The 20,747-nt window shown below is 35.1% G+C and carries 12 protein-coding genes; all 12 read right to left on the bottom strand.

Annotated features, from left to right (window positions below):
* Positions 1 to 4 precede the first annotated feature (4 nt).
* Genes ABJM36_RS01000 through ABJM36_RS00945 form a run of 12 tightly spaced genes read right to left on the bottom strand, consistent with a single transcriptional unit; the run spans position 5 to position 20,737 of the window.
* Positions 5 to 1,492, bottom strand: a complete 1,488-nt coding sequence (locus ABJM36_RS01000) for an arylsulfatase (protein WP_348448255.1) — start codon at positions 1,490 to 1,492, stop codon at positions 5 to 7.
* A gap of 6 nt (positions 1,493 to 1,498) precedes the next feature.
* Positions 1,499 to 3,352, bottom strand: a complete 1,854-nt coding sequence (locus ABJM36_RS00995) for a family 20 glycosylhydrolase (protein ID WP_348448253.1) — start codon at positions 3,350 to 3,352, stop codon at positions 1,499 to 1,501.
* A 4-nt stretch (positions 3,353 to 3,356) separates the two neighbouring features.
* On the bottom strand, positions 3,357 to 4,145 hold the full coding sequence (locus ABJM36_RS00990) for an SGNH/GDSL hydrolase family protein (RefSeq protein WP_348448251.1): 789 nt from the start codon (positions 4,143 to 4,145) through the stop codon (positions 3,357 to 3,359).
* A gap of 11 nt (positions 4,146 to 4,156) precedes the next feature.
* A complete protein-coding gene (locus tag ABJM36_RS00985; protein WP_348448249.1) occupies positions 4,157 to 5,611 on the bottom strand; it encodes a hypothetical protein in 1,455 nt (484 codons plus the stop codon).
* A gap of 7 nt (positions 5,612 to 5,618) precedes the next feature.
* Positions 5,619 to 8,309 carry a glycoside hydrolase family 3 N-terminal domain-containing protein gene (locus ABJM36_RS00980; protein WP_348448247.1) on the bottom strand — a complete coding sequence of 897 codons (2,691 nt, stop codon included), beginning with the start codon at positions 8,307 to 8,309 and terminating at the stop codon, positions 5,619 to 5,621.
* A gap of 10 nt (positions 8,310 to 8,319) precedes the next feature.
* Positions 8,320 to 9,885: an arylsulfatase gene (locus ABJM36_RS00975; RefSeq protein WP_348448245.1), complete on the bottom strand. Its 1,566-nt coding sequence runs from the start codon at positions 9,883 to 9,885 to the stop codon at positions 8,320 to 8,322.
* Positions 9,885 to 11,279 carry a sulfatase gene (locus ABJM36_RS00970; RefSeq protein WP_348448243.1) on the bottom strand — a complete coding sequence of 465 codons (1,395 nt, stop codon included), beginning with the start codon at positions 11,277 to 11,279 and terminating at the stop codon, positions 9,885 to 9,887. Before ABJM36_RS00970 ends, ABJM36_RS00975 begins: the two co-directional genes overlap by 1 nt.
* Before the next feature lie 8 nt (positions 11,280 to 11,287).
* Complete coding sequence (locus tag ABJM36_RS00965; RefSeq protein WP_348448241.1) at positions 11,288 to 13,600, bottom strand: glycoside hydrolase family 95 protein; 2,313 nt, start codon at positions 13,598 to 13,600, stop codon at positions 11,288 to 11,290.
* 10 nt (positions 13,601 to 13,610) lie between these two features.
* Positions 13,611 to 14,936, bottom strand: a complete 1,326-nt coding sequence (locus tag ABJM36_RS00960) for a sulfatase (RefSeq protein WP_348448239.1) — start codon at positions 14,934 to 14,936, stop codon at positions 13,611 to 13,613.
* An 11-nt stretch (positions 14,937 to 14,947) separates the two neighbouring features.
* Positions 14,948 to 16,522, bottom strand: a complete 1,575-nt coding sequence (locus ABJM36_RS00955) for a sulfatase (RefSeq protein WP_348448237.1) — start codon at positions 16,520 to 16,522, stop codon at positions 14,948 to 14,950.
* Positions 16,523 to 16,533: 11 nt separating this feature from the next.
* Complete coding sequence (locus ABJM36_RS00950; RefSeq protein ID WP_348448235.1) at positions 16,534 to 19,122, bottom strand: glycoside hydrolase family 3 C-terminal domain-containing protein; 2,589 nt, start codon at positions 19,120 to 19,122, stop codon at positions 16,534 to 16,536.
* A 7-nt stretch (positions 19,123 to 19,129) separates the two neighbouring features.
* Entirely contained in the window at positions 19,130 to 20,737 is a 1,608-nt protein-coding gene (locus ABJM36_RS00945) for an alpha-L-fucosidase (RefSeq protein WP_348448233.1), read from the bottom strand.
* Positions 20,738 to 20,747 lie beyond the last annotated feature (10 nt).

Genomic DNA, 20,747 nt, shown 5'->3' with positions numbered 1-20,747 from the left:
ATAATTAATGCGCCGCAGCTTTCTTAGTAACTCCTGTTTTAAAAACATCAACCTCAACATCATTTTCTTTTAATTCTCCCTCGGTTGTTCTTCCATTTTCTACAATTTCAATTAATTGTGCTGTCATTTTTTTAACAAGCTTCGGATGTTTATCATATACATTTGTTGTTTCTTCAACATCCTTTTTCATATTATACAGTTGAATATCAGGATAATTTTCTTTAATCGCCTTATTATCTGTTGGGTTAGACCAACCTCCAGAACCTGATGTTAACTCTAACTTCCATTTTTTATTTCTTAAAGAAAATTTTCCGTTTATAGAATGATGAATAACAACATTATAATCTGTCTTCGCTTTTTTGTTTTCTAACATTGGCAAAATACTATAAGAATCGACACCTGTGTTATCATCCAATGTAACTCCTGTAATTTCAGCACATGTAGCCATTAAACTCGTCTGACAAATTAATTTATCATTTTCCGAACCTGCTTCAATTTGCCCTGGCCATCTTACAATAAAAGGAATACGATGTCCACCTTCCCAAATATCCGATTTATAACCTCGAAAATCGGCACTTGGATAATGACCAAATTCTTTTTCTAATTTTCCTACTTTAGCTACAGGGTATGAGCATCCATTATCACTTGTAAAGAAAACTAAAGTATTATCTGCAATTCCATTTTTTTCTAGAGCGTCAAACACACGACCAACAACATCATCGGTTTCCATTACAAAATCTGCATAAGCTCCCATGCCACTTTTCCCTTGCCAATCTTTAGAAGGTACAACCGGACTATGTGGTGAGTTTAATGCTAAATACATAAAGAAAGGCTCTTCGCTTTTAGATGCTTTCTCTATATAATCTTCTGCATGACCTCTTAAAAACTGTAACATTTCTATTGGAGGCATTTTATCGACCACCTTATCATCTTTTATAACGGTTTTCATAACTCTAGAATGGTGAAAACCAATGTAAGAATCGAAACCACGTGTAATAGGACCGTTTGGTACTGTTGAGCCAATGGCTGGGCCAACAACTTTTTTACCATCATAAACTTGAACAGGGTTTCCATTATCGTCAACAAACTTAAAACCAAGATGCCATTTCCCTATAGCAGTTGTTTTATAACCTGCACTTTTTAACATTTTAGGGACTGTAGTGATATTTTCCGCAATAAGTGGTTCTAACTCATCACCAGTGCCAAGAACACCTTGTTGCAATCTAGAACGCCAAGAGTAACGCCCAGTTAATATAGCATAACGCGATGGCGTACACACGGCAGAAGCCGAGTGTGCATCGGTAAACGTCATCGATTCTTTCGCGAAAGCATCAATTTGTGGTGTTAAAATTTTTCCTTTTTCAGGGTTTAACGCCTGTACATCTCCATATCCTAAATCGTCTGCAATAATATAAACGATATTTGGTTTGTTTTGTGCTGAAGCGTAACTAACGCATAGCATTAATGCTAATACTAATTTTAATGATTTCATGTATAATTACTTTAATCTTATTTCTGTTATTTCTCCAATTAAATCTCCTGCTTTATTAAACAAACCTGCTTTTAAAAGCGATTTTGGTGTGGCTTTAAAATTACCACTATACTTGTTTGATTCTATTGTTGGATCCTCTCCGTTAGTAGTATAATAAATATCGTAACCTACAGCTTCGGTTTCTAAATAGACAATGGCTTTATTGTGCAATTGATCGATTCCGAAAACAGGATACACTGTAAAAACACTTTTTGAAACATTTACATTTTCACGTTCTAAGCGTTTAAAATGCGACGTCTCTAATGCGTTTTGAAAGCGTATCCAATCTTTAGTTTTTGGGTCGCTCCATGACACTTCTGCACTTGCCAATGTTCTTGGATATAGCATATATTCAAAATGAGATTCTGTTGGTGTAAACTCGCCCCACAAACTTGCTTGGTTTCCTAAAACCCTAGCCGCTTCTTCTTCAGTTAATTCTGATGGTACAGGCTCATGGTTATAGACTACAGATAATGGCAAAACAGAATTTGGACCTTCTGGCTCCATAGATGTCGGGCCTTGAACCCTACTGATATACGAATGTAAATAAGAGGACATTATCGTTGGGTAACCTGCCTTTGGTGCTTGGACTTCTGGCGCATATTTTCCTCTACGCCATGCCATAATAGTTGCTCCAGGAACCCCATTACCACTTAAAACCTCATCCCAACCAATCATGGTTTTATTTTGTTTTTCTACAATTTTATGAATGCGCTGAATGAAGTAACTTTGAAGTTCTTCGTAATCTTCTAATCCGTTTTCGTCCATGAGTTGCTTGCACATGGCGCTCTTTTTCCAATCTTTTTTACTACACTCATCGCCACCAATATGTAAATATTTAGATGGAAATAATGCGGCTATTTCTTCAATAACACCTTCTAAAAATTCATAAGTAAATTCACTAGCAGGACACACGGTATTATTAGGTGCTTTTCCTCCTACTGCGACTTCAAAACTCACATCTGTAGTATCAATATCTGAACAAAATAATTCTGGGTACGAAGCTACTAAGGCTTTACTATGACCAGGAACATCTATTTCTGGAATAATTTCTACATTTCTAGTTTTAGCAAATGCTATTATTTCTCGAATATCATCTTGGGTGTAAAAACCTCCTACTGTTTTAGGTTCATCTGCTGTTGCAGCTTCTCTACTCCACCATGCAATACCTTCGCGCTCCGCTCTCCAAGCTCCTTTTTCTGTTAGTTTAGGATACTTTTTTATTTCTATTCTCCAACCTTGGTCGTCGGTTAAATGCAGGTGAAAAATATTTATTTTATAAGCTGATAAAACATCTATCTGTTTCATCACAAATTCCTTCGTTTGAAAATGACGAGATACATCTAACAAAACACCACGCCAATGAAATCTTGGGTTATCCGTAATCAACATATTTGGGACAACCGTTGTTCCTTTTATGCCAACAGGTATAGCTTGTCTCAGGGTTTGAAAACCATTAAACATACCTGCATAATCTTTAGCTTTGATAACAACCTTTTTATCTGTAATCTCTAAAATATAACCTTCGCTATCAATCGAAGCATCTTTTACTTTTTGAAAAACAATGTAGTTTGAACTTACTCTTACTTTTCCTTTATTTATAGATATACTTAAATCTGTATCTTGCTTTAATTTTGAAGCTACAATAGGCTGTAAATCGGTATAATGTTTTGAAGGAATATATACTTTTGTTTCACTATTTAATTGAAATCCGCCCGTGTTAAAAACAACAGATTCTGGTTGCGGAATGAAAGTATTTTCCTGAGCTTTCCCCGTTATGGAGAAAAGAATTATTGATATAACAATTAATATTTTATTCATATAATTATAAATTTTCAGCTATTAATTTAGCTACGTGCTTACCCTGTGCAGTTTTTCCTAATTCGTTATAATGTACATTGTGTGGTTTTATATACCACGCTTTTTCGTTCGGTTTTGTAAAGGCATACAAATTGTTAATTTGAATGGATGGATAATTAGCCAAAACTTCTAATGCTGCTTTGTTGTATTTTACACTATCTCCTGCAATTCTTCCATCGGCACCTTCTTGCGGAACTGCTGTAGTAGTTGCAAAAATTAATTTAGCTTTTGGGTATTCTTTAATTAAGTATTTACAAATGTTATGCAAGTTTTCCTTGTACTTTTCTGTACTGTTTACTTGCTTTCCATTCTCTAAATCTAGCTTACCGTCTTTTAAGTATTTTAAATCGTGCAAGCCAACATTAAAATGAATAACATCCCAAGTTAAATCCCAACCACCTTTTAAATACGGTTGAAACATGGTGGTTTTCATTTTTTCAACAAAAGGAATAAATTTATTACTCGACTGTCCATTTTTATGGAAACGAAACACATTGGCTTTTCCTTCTAATTCTTTTCTAACCGTAGGTGTATAACCTATTGAAATAGAATCGCCATAAATAAAAACATTAGGTAATTTTTTATTAGGACTTACATATTTAAAAGCTTCGCCTTTGTTTGCTAAATTTTTCCAAGCTTCTCGCGCTATTTCTTCATCGTATTTATCTCCAAAAAGGTTTAAAGATGCACATGAAGATGCACTTACAAAAAGTGTAGAAGCGCCTAAATATTTTACAAATTTTCTTCTGTTCATAAAAACGTTTATTATAAAGTAACTGTTAAGGTGTTAAACGACTTGGCATCTAACAACGTTTTAACTTCTTTTCCGTTAATATTAAATTGAAATTCTTTATTATCAGTGGCATCATTATATGCTAAAACAACCACTTTATTGTCGGCTTTGTTATAAAAAACAATAGCATTTTCATCATCTCCAGTAGTATCTATTTTAACAGATCCTGGAGCTACAAAAGCACTTAGGTGTTTCATTAAATAAAACTCAGGGTTGTAAGTAATAGCCTTTGTATTGCTATCGATAGAAATCATTGAGTTTTGTTTCCAACCCCATTGACTTTTTCCTGTTTCATCTAAAACCATATTCCAGTACATGTATGAATTAGCACCGTTTTCAAAATAATGTTTCATTAAATTGAAGGTGTATTCGGCAGCTTTCCAATCGTTAGATCCATCACCACATTCGGTTTCTGTTTGCATTAAACGCATATCCGGATACGTAGTATGAACAGATTCTATAGCACCTTTACCTGCCCACTGAAATCCAACTCCATCAACATATTTTTTAGCATCTCCGTATTCAACAACATCTGTTACACGCTCTAATTGCGGACGCTCAACAGTACCTAACCAAATTTCGGCATCGATGTTCTCTGCTTCAAATTTAGGTCCTAAATAATCTGAAATTAACACGCCTAAATCTTTAGGATCCCATACACAAGACGGGAAATTTTGAGCTGAATTGTACTCATTTTGTACGTGCACTGCGCTAATATCTATACCTTCTGCTTGATAAGCTTTTACAAATTTTGCAAAATACAAAGCGTAAGCTTCAAAATACTTAGGCTCTGTAATAAAACGAGACACCAATTCTTCGGTATTACTCCATTTTTCTGGTAAATCGTTAAACTTTGGATTTGATTTACACGCGTAGTGTTTACTTTGTTTCATCCATGATGGTGGACACCAAGGTGACGCCCAAACTTGTACTTCTGGATTAATTTTTTGTGCTTCTTTTATATAAGGAACCAATCGTTTTTTATCTCTATCTATCGAGAAATTTCCCATAGCAAAATCACCTTCGGTTTCGTTATGGCTATACCAATCTACAGCATAATCGTTAGCACCAATTGGCATTCTACATAAATTGAATTTACATCCGTCTTTAGTATCGAACAAATCGTTAAGTATTTGTTGCTTTTCCTCAGGAGTTACCATAGCTAGTGCATCCCAACCTAACTCGTTAAAACAGCCACCAAAACCATCAATTTCTTGTTGTTGCTTCTCTGTATCTACAACTATAGTTGCTTCCGGTTGTAGCGCATCTGTTCTTTCTTCATAGGTCTTATCAGACCAAATGGTTTTTTCAGAACTACTTTTCCATGTTACTTTCAATCCTTTTTCTTCTTGCTTTTCAGCCTTTTCTTTACAAGCAGATAAAGTAACTAGTGCTACCAATACAAGTGATTTTATATACTTCATCATATGGTGGTTATTTTACAGTTAAAATTTTTCTTAAACGAATATCTTTAGATGAAGCGCCAATCATGATTCTAAAATCACCTGGTTCTACAACACGTTTTAAATCGATATCTAACATAGATAAAGCATCAGCATCCAAGGTGAAAGTCACTGTTTTAGATTCACCTGCTTTTAAAGCTATACGCTGAAAACCTTTAAGAGATTTAATTGGTTGTGCTACTGATGATAACTCATCACGAATGTACAGCTGTACAACTTCTTCACCAACTAACGTTCCAGAGTTTGTAATGTTACAATTTACTTCTATAGCTTCGTTTGGTGCTATATTATTTTTACTAAATGTGATGTTAGAATAATCAAAAGACGTATAACTTAATCCATAACCAAAAGGAAATAAAGGTTGCCCTGTTAAATTATGGTAATTATCGCCACGACCAGTTGGTTTGTTGTTGTAGTATAACGGACATTGAGCTTCATCTACCGGAAAAGTAATTGGTAAACGACCAGCAGGATTTTCATCTCCAAAAAGTACATCGGCAAAACCATTTCCACCATTTTCACCAGAATACCATGCCATGATAATACTATCTACATCATTAATCCAGTTTGCCATAGTAATAGCACTACCACCAACTAAAACAACTACAGTTGGTTTTCCTGTTGCAGCAACCGATTTAATAAGTTCTTCTTGATGACCAGGTAAAGCCAATAACGCACGGTCTCTAAATTCCCCCTCATGAATACCTGCAAAAACTACAGCTACATCACTTTTTTCGGCAGCAGAAACAGCATCTTTAATTTGTTGTTCCCAGGCATCGTTAATCTCAGCATCCCAAACAAGTTTGAATTTTGCATTTCCAGCAGATTCGTAAAATTCAACTTTTACATCGTATTCTTTTCCTTCAACAAAAGAAAATTCTTTTAAAATAGTATTGTATGATTGTTTTTGCCAGTTATCAATTAGCAATTTACCATCTAAATACATGCGGTAACCATCGTTACCTTCAATACCAATATTATAAACACCTGTTTTTGGCGCTTTCACTTTTCCTGTCCAACGTACAGAATACCAATCGTAAGGTAAATCTTCATGAGGAGAGAAAAGTGTCCATCCAAAACTAATTCTCTTATCTACTCTTTTCACTTTTGGTGAACCGTGTAGAGTAATATTATCGAAATAATCACCTTTTAAACCTTCTACAACTTTTCCGTCTTTTGTAGTCGATAAATATTTTGAAGCAATCACTTTATGCGTTTCTTCTTTCATTGAAACACCTTCCGCATAATTGATATTTCCTTCGCCTATTTTGCTAGCAACACCTTTATACATTGATACTAAATCGTTTCCTGGTCCGCTATAACCCCCAAGTCTTACGTTTTTAACATCCTGACCAATCATGGCTACTTTTTGAGATTCTTTTTTTACAGGAAGGGTATTGTTTTTATTTTTTAACAGCACCATAGATTTTGAAGCCGCTTTTCTTGCCAACTCACGGTGTGTTTTATGGCCGTTCCATTTATCAGCTTCTTTAGCATCAACATAAGGATCTTCAAATAAACCTAATTCGAATTTCGCTTTTAATATTCGGCTTACAGCTTCGTCAATCGCATCAATATCAACCATACCTTTTTCGTAAGCTTCCCAGAATAATGGATAATGATTGTAATTGGTTTGAAACATAACATCCAATCCGCCTTCTACAGCATCTTCTGTAGCTTCGGCATAATTTGCAGCCGTAAAATGTAATACGTTTGCACCACCAGTTGCACCAGCATCTGAAATTACAAAACCATCAAAACCCCATTCGTCTTTTAATTTATCACGTAATAACCAAGAGTTTGATGTACATGGTGTACCATCTAAAGAGTTATAAGCCGTCATTACCGAACGTGCTCCTGCTTCTTTAAATACAGCTTTAAAAGCAGGAAAGTAAATTTCCTCTAACAAACGCTCGTTGAAACTAATTGGGTAACTATCGCGACCACCAGCGCCAACATTGGCAACAAAGTGTTTTGGTGTTGTAATCACGCCTGCATTTTCAAACTGACTGATAAAAGACACTCCCATTTGAGTTGTTAAATACGGATCTTCACCATAGGTTTCCTCAACACGTCCCCAACGTACATCGCGAGCAATGTTTAAAACCGGAGAAAGAATTTGACGAATACCTCTTGTTTTTGTTTCTTTTGTAATGGCTCCTGCAACATCGCCAACCAACTCGGTATCCCAAGTAGATGCTAATGCAATTGCCTGTGGAAATGTAGTGGCACCACCACGCGCTAAACCATGTAAAGCTTCATTAAATGGAATAATTGGAATACCCAAACGCGTTTCTTCTAAAAAGTATTTTTGAAGGGCGTTAATTTCATTTGCCATGGTTTCTGCTGTTCCTGCAGTTCCGTAGTCCATAATTTGCTCTGCAGCATTATCATTTTTTCCTTTTGAAGAAATTTGAAAACCAAAAATACCGTGCTTCAATTTATCTTTCCCGATACTTAAATCACCAGGAATCATAAACATTTGCCAGAATTTTTCTTCTAAAGTCATTCTACCCAATAAATCTTGCACACGCTCTTCTACAGGAAGTTTTGGATTTTTATACGGTGGATCTTTTTTAGTAGTAAAGGCTAATGAAATTGAAATAATTCCTCCTAAAACTACAAAAGTTAAAACCTGTTTTATACTCATTTTCTTCTTCATGCTATGCTAACTAAATTTTATTATCGTTTAAATTTTCTAATTGTGGCCATGAGCCAGCTTTATCATTAGGCTGTTTTTCTCCAACAGTACTTCGTCCGTCGTTTATAATTTTTAATAAATCCGCTTTAAATTCACTAATAATTTCTGGATGTTCTGCTTGTAAATTATGTGTTTCAGCAACATCTTCCTTTATATTGTAAAGTTGAAACGCAGGTAATGTATCGTAAATTGCTTTTTTTGTGTTGGTATTTGGGTAACTCCATCCGCCAGAACCTTTACAAAAGTTTACTTTCCAATCGCCTTTTCGGTATGCAAACTCACCACGAACGGAATGGTGAATGATGCTTTCTCGCTTAGGGTTTTCAGAATTAGGCAAATGGCTAAAACTGTCTTCTGCAACATTATCGGCTAAATCAACACCTAACATATCTGCGACCGTGGCATAAAAATCTGTTGAACAAAGTAATAAGTTTGATTTTAATGGCGTTATTTTATTTTTCCAAGACATGATGTATGGCACACGATGACCGCCTTCAAAAATATCAGATTTTGTTCCTCTATACTCATAACTTGGGTTATGGTCTTTGGTTTTTAATTGTTTAAAGTTTGCCGTTGGCGAACACCCATTATCACTTGTAAAAACAATAAGCGTGTTTTCTGAAATACCTTTAGTTTCTAATGCTTTTGTAACTTCACCTACAACCCAATCGACCATAATTACAAAATCGGCATACGGGTTATCTAAATTACTTTTTCCTTGAAATTCTGTAGTAGGTAAAATTGGTGTATGTGGTGCAGGTAATGGCATGTAAACAAAAAATGGTTTATCGGCATTGGCCTTTTCATTTATATAATTTACCGTGCGTTTTGTAATTTCAGGCAATGCCTGTTCGTGTTCAAAATTATCGGCCGTTAAACCATAACGCCAAGTGCCTTGTTTGGTTTTCCCTTTTGTGTATTTTGTTGGTACGCTAGTTGGCGTATCATTTTCAACCCAAACATAAGGAGGCATATCTAAAGAGCCACAAAAACCATAGCTATAATCGAAACCATGAGTATTAGGACCATTTTTAATTGGTGTTGTAAAATCGACTTCTGGTCTGGCTTTTAAATTATCTATATCTAAACCAAGAGAATCTGGCATTGTAATGTTCCAATCCCAGCCCAAGTGCCATTTGCCAATAAAAGCCGTTTGGTAACCGTTGGTTTTTAATAAATCGGCAACCGTAGAACGTTCTGGTTGAATTAAAGATTTTGAATAACCACTAACCACTCCTTGTTTAAGGCTTGTTCGCCAATTATAACGCCCAGTTAAAATACTATAGCGTGTTGGTGTGCAAACAGCAGAACTTGTGTGAGCATCGGTGTACATTACACCATTTGATGCTAATTGATCGATATTTGGGGTTTGTATTTTTGAGTTTTGATTGTAAATAGAGACATCACCAATCCCCAAATCATCAGCTAGAATGTAAATGATGTTTGGTTTAGTAATGCTTTTTTTCTCTTCTTTTTTATTGCAAGAAAAGAAAACAACGCTAACTAAAACAACTTTTAAAATGGTTTTTATCGACATTATTTGGTTCGTAAATGTTGCTGATTTCTTTTATTTTCTTGTAATTCTTCATCAAACTTTAACATCATTTTTTTTAGTTTTTTAACTTTTTTAGGATGTGCTAAAGCTAAATTATCTTGTTCTGCGATATCGTCCTTTAAATTATAAAGAGCCACATTATCGTCCATAATTCTTAATTTCCAATCGCCTTTTCTTACCGCTTCAAGTGTGAAATCTAGATAATAGTAAAATCCTTCTTTGTTATAAGGTGATTTTTTATTGTTTTTCCCTGATAATAATGGCCAAATATTTTTACCATCAATCTTTTTTTCTGGTAAATCTGCTCCTGTTAAATAAGCTACCGTTGGCAAAATATCCATGGTTGAAGCGACTTGACTTGTTACTTTAGAAGGTTGTATTTTACCTGTCCATTGTGCTATCATTGGTACACGAAATCCGCCTTCAAAAGTTTCATGCTTTTGTCCTCTTAAAGGCAAGGCGCTTCCACCTTCATCCCCTTTTGATGTCCAAGGTCCGTTATCTGAAGTAAAAATGACTAGTGTATTTTCATCGATACCTTGTGCTTTTAACGTTTTTAAAATTTCGCCCACACTCCAATCTATCTCTTCTACAGCATCCCCATACAAGCCTCTAGCACTTTTACCTTTAAATTGTGAAGACGCATACAATGGCACATGTGGCATGGAATGAGCCAAGTATAAAAAGAATGGTTCCTCTTTATTTTCTTCTATAAACTGAATAGCTTGTTCTGTATAGCGTTTGGTAATAGTAGATTGATCTACTGGATATTCAACAACTTCATCTTGTTTAAACAAAGGCACTCTGCTACCTCGCCATTTTATTTCACGCAGACTATCCATAGTCATCCCTTCTCTAAACACGGCCTTTTTAGAAACTTTAGACTTTGGGTTTACCGACATATCGTTACTAAATGGAATACCATAATACCTATCAAAACCCTGCGAAGTCGGTAAGTATTGTTGTTGGTCTCCCAAATGCCATTTACCAATACATCCTGTAGCATAATTTTGTTTTTTTAGCATATCGGCAATGGTTTGCTCTTCATTTGATAAACCTCCAGGAAGATTAGGCCATAATACCTGAGGTACACCTACACGGTTTGGATAAGACCCCGTTAGTAAAGCTGCTCTAGATGGTGAACAAACTGATGACGCAGCATAAAAATCGGTAAACATTATACCGTTACTTGCCATGTTATCTAGGTTTGGTGTTTTTATTAATGGCGAACCGAAAACACCAACATCTTGATACCCTTGATCGTCTGTAAACACGATAATAATATTGGGTTTATCGGTGATGTTTTGTGCTATTAATGCCATTTTACAACTTAAAAAAGCCGAAAACACAAACGCTATAAAGGTTAATCTTTGCATTATTCTTTTTACTTTTTATTTAACAAGCCATCAAAATTATAAGTCTTTCCTGCTTCTGTTTCAAACTCGATGGTTTTATCATTATAAGTTAAAACACAAGTTTTTCCTGCTTTTGAAAGTATAGAAACGTCTTTTAACTGTCCGTTTTCCCAAGAAAAAGACAGCTCAAAACCACCTCTAGCAACAATTCCCGAAACATGTCCTTCTGGTAATGCTGTTGGTAATGCAGGCAATAGTTCTATTTTCCCTAATTGACTTTGTAATAGCATTTCTAAAATTCCTGAAGCACCTCCAAAGTTTCCATCTATTTGAAACGGAGGATGCGCATCGAAAAGGTTAGGGTACGATCCGCCACCTACTTTTCCGTTAGGTTTTACAGCAGGACTTAATAATTTATGTAATAACTTATATGCATGATCACCATCTCTAAACCTTGACCAGAAATTAATTTTCCAAGCTAAACTCCAACCCGTACCGTTATCGCCTCTAAATAATAAAGATTGTTTTGCAGCTTGCATTAAGTCTGGAGTATCCTCGTAATTTATTTCATTTCCAGGGTGTACTGCCCATAGGTGCGATACATGCCTGTGATGACTTTCCGGATTATCTTTATCTTCTAACCATTCCTGTAATTGCCCATGTTTACCAATTTGGTTTGGAGCAATTTTAGCTAACAATGGTTTTAAAGTTGACGTAAACTCTGCATCAACATTTAAAATATTTGAAGCTTCAATTGTACTTCTAAACAAGGCTCTTATTAATTGATGATCCATGGTTGGTCCTGCAACTAAACCTCCAATTTCTGGTGAATTTGACGGTGAACTAATTAAATAGCCTGTGTTTGGATCTTCATATAAAAACTGGCTATAAAACAACGCTGCATTTCGCATAAGTGGATAACGCTTTTCTAAAAATGCCATATCTTGAGTAAACAAATAATGTTCCCAGATATGAGATGATAACCAAGCTGCTCCACCTAACCAAATACCATGATGTGACGCATTTACTGGAGCAGCACCACGCCAAATATCAACGTTATGGTGTACAATCCAACCATCGGCATTATAATGAGTTTTAGCAACTTTTGCACCTGTAATTGATAAATCTTCTATTAAATCGAACAACGGCTCATGGCATTCACTAAGATTGTACATTTCTACCGGCCAATAATTCATTTCTAAATTAATATTGGTAGTATAACTACTAAACCAAGGCGGTGTTAATTTATCGTTCCAAATACCTTGTAAGGTTCCTGGTTTTGTTCCTGGCCTGCTACTTGTTATGGTTAAAAATCGAGCATATTGAACATACAATGCTACCAATTGTGGATCGTTTGGAGTTTCACTAAAGTCTGAAATACGATTATCGGTTGTGTTATTAGATTTCCCATTATCTCCAAAATTAATATCAAAACGATTAAATAATGCTTGATAATCTGTAATATGATTCGTTTTAATAGCGTCGTAATTTTTAGTTACAACTTGGGCCATAGTTTCTTTTACTATTTTTTCTGGCTTTCCTGACACATCTTCAAAATCGATATAATTTGTAGCTGCTGTTAGGTAAATACTAGCTTTGGAAGCTTTAGTTACTTTTAATTTACCGTCTTCATTTTTTATATCTCCGTTGGTTTCTAATTTTAATGTTGATACGCCGCGTAATACACCATCTTTTACTTTTACTACTAGTGTTTGTGTATCGTTGTTAGTGATTACCGATTTATCTTCATGAATAGCATCCAACCATAAATCGAAATTAAGAGCACCATCTTTACTAGATGTTAAGTTAACAGCTATTATTTGGTCTGGAAAACTAGTTAATACTTCACGTTGATAATCTACACCTTCAACAGTATAAGACACCGAACAAATGGCTTCATTTAAATTTAACTCTCGGTGGTAATTTGTAAAAGTATCATGGTTTTTAAAATCGATATATAAATCACCGAAAGGTTGATAATGTATTTGCTTTATAGGGTCGCTCATAAAATGATCTTGAGCTAATTTATGTGCTTCTCTACTTTTACCCTCCGTCAACAATTGTCTTATTTCATCTAAATATTTGCCAGCACCTTCGTGAGAATAATCGTGTGGTTGTCCGCGCCAAAGCGTTTCTTCATTAAACTGAATATGTTCTTGAGTTACATCTCCAAAAACCATGGCGCCTAAGCTACCATTTCCAATTGGCAACGCTTCTGTCCATTTTTCAGCAGCCTCGTCATACTGCAGTTTAAATTCTGCTTTTTCCTGCGTGTTATCTTTTGGATTTGTACAAAATACAAATATTAAACAAAGAGATAATATGGCTGTTTTTTTAATCATAAAATAATTTTTATTGCTTGTTATTTGAATTTGAATAGACATCATCACTCCACGTTTCTAATTCTTTAAGCATAGATTTAACTAGTTCTGGATGCTTATTTGCTATGTTATTCGATTCGGATAAATCCTTCTTTAAATTGAATAGTAAAGGTTCTGCGTCTTTATTTCTTAAAATTAATTTATAATCCCCTTGACGAATGGCTTTTCTACCGGTATAACCCCAAAATAAATCGCGTTTTTCTAAAGCTTTACCTTCAAGTAAATTAGATTTTAAATTAACACCATCTAAATTTTCGGGCTGTTTCCCACCTGCAAAATCTAATATAGTTGGGAACAAATCCATAGTTAAAATGGTCTCATTATTTATTTGGTTGGGTTGAATTCTTCCTGGATACCAAGCCATAGCCGAAACACGATGACCACCTTCCCATAAGGTAGACTTATAACCTCTTAAACCGCCATTACTACCGACTTTTCTTGAAGCTCCATTATCTGAACAAAAGAAGATTAAAGTATTTTTATCAAGTTTAAGTTCTTTTAACGTTTTCATGACTTCGCCAACGCCTTCATCCATAACTTCAACCATTTCTTTATAAATGTTGTTCAGCTCTTCTTCAGTCATTTTATTCTTTTGCTTCGATCCGTTTTTCCAACCTATTTCTCTTTCGGCAGCAGATTTACGACCTTGAAATGGACCGTGTGGTGCTTCATGAGGAATGTAAAGTAAAAAAGGTTCATCTTTATGACGCTTTATAAAATCGACTGAATGTTTTGTAATTAAATCTGTAGAATAGCCTTCTTCATTTTTAATTTTATCACCATCCCACCAATCTTCAAAACCTTCTTGATCGATATGTGAATGGTAATCTACATTTCCAGAAACATAACCAATATACTCATCAAAACCTTGGTTTATGGGGTTAAATTCTGTTTTGTACCCAACGTGCCACTTACCAAACATACCTGTAACATAACCGGCATCTTTAATTGCTTCTGCAAATGTTTGCTCGCTTGTTTCTAGACCTTTATCTCTATGGTGTTTTGCTGTTACCACACCATCAATACCCACACGTTGTTGATATTTCCCTGTTAAAATTGCCGCTCTTGTTGGGCTACAAACAGGACCATTTGCATGAAAATCTGTAAACTTAATACCTTCTGCTGCCATTTTATCTAGGTTAGGCGTATTAATTAATGTACTGCCATAGGTTGATAAATCGCCATACCCCATATCATCAGCCATAATAATGATGATATTAGGTTTATCTTGCTTTTGTGCCTTGCAACCTAAGGTTGAAATCGCAACAAGAAAGATGCTCAGAAGTTTATTAATCATGAATTAAGTTTTTAATCGTTCCAATGCGCTTTAATAATTTCTAGAACTTCAGGTGTATCACTATCTGTATCTAAAACAGCTTCTTTTTTCTTTAAAATTTCGACTTTTAACTCTTTAATAATTTCTTGATATTTAGGATCATTGTATGCATTATGTTGCTCTTTTGGATCTTCTTCTAAATCGTAAAAATCCCAAAACTGCTCTTGTGCAGCACCTTCAAACCCGTTTCCATAGAAAAACGCAAGCTTATAACGTTTCCCTCGAATTCCGAAATGACCCGGTCTATCTTTAGAATGGTCCCAGTATCTGTAATACGCATAACCTCTCCAATCGTTTGGTGTATTTCCCATTAAGTTTTCACGGAAACTACGGCCTTGCATATCAGATGGATAATCGATACCTGCATAATCTGCAAATAAGGCTGAAAAATCTACATTCTCAATTAAATCTTTATTTCTTGCACCTGCTACAACTTCTTTTGGGTAACGAATTACAAATGGCATGTGCATAGACTCTTCGAAAATTAAACGCTTATCGAACCAACCGTGCTCACCTAAAAAGTAACCTTGATCTGCGGTGTAAATAACCACCGTATTTTCTGCTAAACCAGAGGCTTCTAAATAATCTAAAAGTTTACCAATATTATCATCTACAGCTGCAGTAGAACGCATAAAATCTTTTATCATTTTTTGATACGTTTTGTATCTTGCTTCCTCGTTAGTTAAACCATCTACAGAAAACGGTAAACCCGGATAATTCATAAAATCTTTACGTAATTCTGGGTTTGCTGTAGCATCTAAATAACGTTGTTTTAAGTTATCCATTGATTGACCTAAAAATGAACGTCCTGTGTTAGAAGCGCTACTATCGTAAAACGAATCTGGAACAGGAATTTCTTGATCTTTGTATAAATGCGCAAAACGCTCTGGATAATCGTAAGGTTCATGTGTAGCTTTAAAATGACACATGGTAATGAAGGGTTTGTCTTTATCACGATTTTCAATCCAATCAATTGCCATATCAGTTATAACATCTGTACTATAGCCTTTATATTGTTTTCCGCCTTCGTAATAATCTTCCCAATTATCAGCTGTTTTTATTATTGGGTCATGATATTCACCCTGACCAGGAAGAACTGCATAGTGATTGAAACCTGCAGGCTCTTGCTTTAAATGCCATTTACCAATTATAGACGTTTGGTATCCTCCTTTTTGCATTTCTTTTGCAATGTTATTGTATGCCGGAGAAAGTCCAGCATCTAGAATTTTTACACCGTTAACATGACTGTATTGGCCTGTTAAAATTGTAGCTCTACTTGGTGTACAAATAGAATTAGAAACCAAACAGTTTTCTAGAATTGTTCCTTCGTTTGCTAAACGCTTAATATTTGGTGTATGTACATAATTTTCTAAAATACCTCCATAAACACCCCAAGCTTGTGCCGTATTATCATCAGACATGATGAATAGAATATTTGGTTTTTCTGGCTTAGCTTCTACTTTTTCTTCTTTTGGTTTATCCTTACAGCTAATAACTGATAAAGCAGTAAGCAATACTATTGTACCTAATTGAAGTAACTTTTTCATTATATCGTAATTTAATTTATAACTTCTAGATTAACTGTTTCAAAACTATTAGAAACCCCTCCAATACCTATTTCGAACATTCCTGGCTCAACAACTTTTTTACGTTGCTCAGTATCAAAAAACTGTAAATCTTCTGTTGTGATCTCAAAAGTTACGGTTGTTGATTTTCCTGAATTTAAAGAAACTCTTTCAATTCCTCTTAAATCTTTTAAAGGTCGTTTAACGGAGCTCTCTACATCTTTTATGTACAATTGTACAACTTCTTCACCTTTCAAATCACCTACATTTTTGACCTTAACAGATACTTTGGTTGCACCTATAGTTTTAATCTTATTTTTAGATAATTTCAAATCTTCATATTTAAAATTTGTGTAGCTTAATCCGTACCCAAAAGGATACAAAGCTTCACCTTCAAAATATCTATACGTTCTGCCTTTCATACTATAATTTACAAAAGGAGATAAGTCTTTATGCGATTTATAAAAGGTAACAGGCAATCGGCCCGAAGGGTTAACATCTCCAAATAAAACATCGGCTATAGCATGTCCACCAAGTTCTCCTGGATACCAAGCTTCTAAAATTGCTGGAAGATTATCGTTTTCCCAATTTACTGCTAAGGCACTACCGTTTAATAGCACGAGCACTATAGGTGTTCCTGTTGCATGTAATGCTTTTAGTAATTCGGTTTGTACCTCGGGTAAATCTATATTAGTTTTATCACCACCATCAAAACCTTTGGAATTTATTGGCATTTGTTCGCCCTCGACACCTGGTGAAATACCACCAACAAAAACAACCACATCTGATTTTTTAGCTAATTCTATAGCTCTCTCATAAGATGTTTTATTTTCTGAAGCCCACATGAATTTTAATTTAGCAGGATATCCTTCATGATAATATTTAATGTTTACAGCATATGATTTTCCTTCTTCTAGTTGAATTGATTCTGCTATAACACGACTTTTAGGTTTGTTTGTATTATCAACAATCACCTTACCATCAATAGCTAAAGTGTAACCTCTATGATGACTTTGCAATCCTAATTGATAGTTGCCTGAAGCATCAACTTTAAGCGTTCCGTTGTATTCTACAGCAAACTTAGCTTCGTTTAACCCTTCAATAGGTTTTAAATTCCAGTTAGAATTTATAACCTCTTCCATTCTGGTTTCAACAGGTGTTCCACTAAAATCATGATTGTTATAGTATTTAGCCTGTAATCCTTTTTTATTATTGAAACTTAAAAATTCGGTAGGTACTAATGATAAAGTAGGTTCTTTTGAAATTAATTCGCTACCCGCTTCATAATAGACTTTAGTTTGTTCTGAAACTTTATTTTTAATACCATCTAAAGGCGTGAAGTATTGTGATGGAAATCCGTTATAGTTTCCTAAAAGCACTTCTAATTCGTTAGCATTTGGACCAACAACGGTAATAGCCTTTACATCTTTTTTTAAGGGTAATGTTTTATTTTCATTCTTTAATAAAACCATTGACTTTTGAGCTGTTTCAAGTGCTAACGCTCTGTGTTTTTCAGAACTCACAACATCCATGGGATTACTTGCATAAGGCACCATTTCTGTAGGGTCGAACATACCTAACTTAAAACGCGCTTTAAAAATTCGTTTTAAAGACACATCAATTTCATCTTCATTGATTAAACCAGCTTTAACCGCACTTATTAAATACTCATAGCGCGAACCACAATTTAAATCTGTACCAGCCAAAACAGCAACAGCTGCGGCTTCTTCTTTAGAATCTACATAGTTATGATAATCGTGAATGTCTCGAATAGCATTACAATCTGACACTACAAAACCTTCGAATCCCCAATCTTTACGTAAAATTTCATCTAACAACTGGTGACTAGCGCAACATGGTTTTCCCATATATCTGTTGTAGGCAGCCATTAAGGAATACGCCTGACCTTCTACAATTGTGGCCTCAAAAGCTGGTAGATACGTATCGTATAAATCACGTTCTGTGGTTGTCGCATCAAAAAAATGTCTTTCAGGTTCTGGACCACTATGTACTGCAAAATGTTTTGGAGTTGCTACTAGTTTTAAATATTTATCATCGTCACCTTGTAAACCTTTCACAAAATTAACGCCCATTCTAGAAGTTAAATAAGGATCTTCACCGTAAGTTTCTTGTCCACGTCCCCAACGTGGATCACGAAAAATATTAACGTTTGGTGTCCAATAGGTTAAACCTTCGTAACGTTTGTATGATTGATTACGCTGTGCTTCATGATGTTTTGCACGAGCTTCATCTGAAATTACAACAGCATCGTTATAAATTAATGCTTCATCAAAAGTTGCTGCTAAACCTATAGCTTGTGGAAACACCGTGGCTTTACCTGCACGAGCAACACCATGTAAACATTCGTTCCAGTACTCATGAGCAAGAATTTTTAATCTTGGTATTGCTGGCGCATCATTCATCATTTGTCCAACTTTTTCTTCCAAGGTCATTCGTGATACTAAATCGTCTACACGCTCATCGAAAGATAATGATGGGTTTAAATATGGTACATTTTCTTGCGCAATACAGAAAAAACATTGCAACGATACAAAACAGATTAAAACAATGTTCTTTTTCATGATGCTCTTACTTATTGAATTTTGCTTTTAATACCACAGGATAGCTATCGCCATTTACAGCAGGCATAGTAACCGTTAATCCTTTATTATTTTGTTTGAATGCTAATTTTCTACCATCATACAATTGGGTTAAACCTTTTAAAGTTCCCGGATTATTATCGCTAGATTTTGCGAACGATGGCATAAGAAAATCGCCTCCTTTAGGGTTCATAACAATAATATAGAAATCGTCACCTTTTGTCGTGTAACGTACTTCGTCATGAGAAAAGGCAGGTGTTGCTGTGGTACGTTGATTGAAATGCTCGCCATGTTTTTGGTTTGCTGTGGCATTTCTTAACTCACCATCTACAGTTTCAACAACTTCACCTCTTACACTTCTACCATCTCCATAAATAGTCCAAGGTCGTGTTTCGTAAATAGCCTCTCCGTTAATTTTTAACCAATCGCCAACAATTTTTACACTCTTTTTTATTTCGTGAGGAATGGTTCCATCAGGATTTAACTCCATACTAAGTAATAAGTTTCCGTTTTTACTAACGGCCTCTATGAGCATTTCTAAAATAGTACGTGCATTGTGAGTTAGGTGGCGGTCTTTTTTATAAAACCAATCTGTAAAAGTAATTTCAGATTGCCATGGTTCTTCACGTAACGTATTACTTCCTCCAGATTCTACTTCGTTTACAGTCCCTTTAGCTTTCCTTTTTAATAACATTACAGCATCAATAGCTCCTTTTTCGTTTAAACTATTGTTATATAATTTTCTTGCTACCTCTTTACCATACTCGCCATAGGTAAAATTAAAACCATCATTATATAAAACATCTGGCTTGTATTTATCAACCAATTCAATGTGACGTTTTAACCAGTTTTTCTTAATATCTTCAATAATTTCTGGTGTACGATCTTCTGGTGCAGGACCATATAAATCTTTAGGATCTAACCCTTCCCACCATTTATCTTTTCCATCGGCTTTAGTTAAACGCGCATCATAAGGAACACCTTTATAAACACCATCTTTATCCGATCCAAAAGCAGGTTGCCACCAGTTTAAAAAACGATCGTCGTGACTGGTAACTCCAAATTTTAAACCTGCATTACGACTCGCTGTTGCAAACTCACCAATAATATCTTTTTTAGGACCTACATCTACCGAGTTCCATGGGTGGTATGAAGAATCAAACAAATCAAAATGATCGTGATGATTCGCTAAAGCCATAATGTATTTGGCTCCGTTTTCTTTTGAAAAATCTATTAAAGCTTGAGCATCAAATTTTTCGGCTTTCCATGAATTAATAACATCTTTAAAACCAAATTCTGATGGATGTCCATAAGTTTGTAAATGGTATGGATATGCCATTTTACCAAATTTTTGACGACCAACATCTTGCATATACATGTGACGAGCATACCAACCACCACCTTGTTCTGGTGCAGCTTGTGGCCCCCAATGAAACCAAATACCAAACTTAGCATCTCTAAACCATTCTGGACATTCATATTGATCTGCTAATTGATCCCAGGTAAATGTTTTTTCTTGAGCAGTTAGCGGCGCAGTACACATTACAGTAAGAAATGTGTAAAGTATTAAATGGCTAAGCGATGGTCTTATTTTCATGTTGATAAAA

The sequence above is a fragment of the Algibacter sp. genome (assembly GCF_039977455.1).
Taxonomy (GTDB): domain Bacteria; phylum Bacteroidota; class Bacteroidia; order Flavobacteriales; family Flavobacteriaceae; genus Algibacter_B.
This window is presented reverse-complemented; position numbering and strand designations above follow the sequence as displayed.

What these genes read in the sequence shown, in the direction of transcription:
- ABJM36_RS01000 (WP_348448255.1), bottom strand. Translation starts at nt 1,492, where the DNA reads ATGAAATCATTAAAATTAGTATTAGCATTAATGCTATGCGTTAGTTAC.
- ABJM36_RS00995 (WP_348448253.1), bottom strand. Translation starts at nt 3,352, where the DNA reads ATGAATAAAATATTAATTGTTATATCAATAATTCTTTTCTCCATAACG.
- ABJM36_RS00990 (WP_348448251.1), bottom strand. Translation starts at nt 4,145, where the DNA reads ATGAACAGAAGAAAATTTGTAAAATATTTAGGCGCTTCTACACTTTTT.
- ABJM36_RS00985 (WP_348448249.1), bottom strand. Translation starts at nt 5,611, where the DNA reads ATGATGAAGTATATAAAATCACTTGTATTGGTAGCACTAGTTACTTTA.
- ABJM36_RS00980 (WP_348448247.1), bottom strand. Translation starts at nt 8,309, where the DNA reads ATGAAGAAGAAAATGAGTATAAAACAGGTTTTAACTTTTGTAGTTTTA.
- ABJM36_RS00975 (WP_348448245.1), bottom strand. Translation starts at nt 9,885, where the DNA reads ATGTCGATAAAAACCATTTTAAAAGTTGTTTTAGTTAGCGTTGTTTTC.
- ABJM36_RS00970 (WP_348448243.1), bottom strand. Translation starts at nt 11,279, where the DNA reads ATGCAAAGATTAACCTTTATAGCGTTTGTGTTTTCGGCTTTTTTAAGT.
- ABJM36_RS00965 (WP_348448241.1), bottom strand. Translation starts at nt 13,600, where the DNA reads ATGATTAAAAAAACAGCCATATTATCTCTTTGTTTAATATTTGTATTT.
- ABJM36_RS00960 (WP_348448239.1), bottom strand. Translation starts at nt 14,936, where the DNA reads ATGATTAATAAACTTCTGAGCATCTTTCTTGTTGCGATTTCAACCTTA.
- ABJM36_RS00955 (WP_348448237.1), bottom strand. Translation starts at nt 16,522, where the DNA reads ATGAAAAAGTTACTTCAATTAGGTACAATAGTATTGCTTACTGCTTTA.
- ABJM36_RS00950 (WP_348448235.1), bottom strand. Translation starts at nt 19,122, where the DNA reads ATGAAAAAGAACATTGTTTTAATCTGTTTTGTATCGTTGCAATGTTTT.
- ABJM36_RS00945 (WP_348448233.1), bottom strand. Translation starts at nt 20,737, where the DNA reads ATGAAAATAAGACCATCGCTTAGCCATTTAATACTTTACACATTTCTT.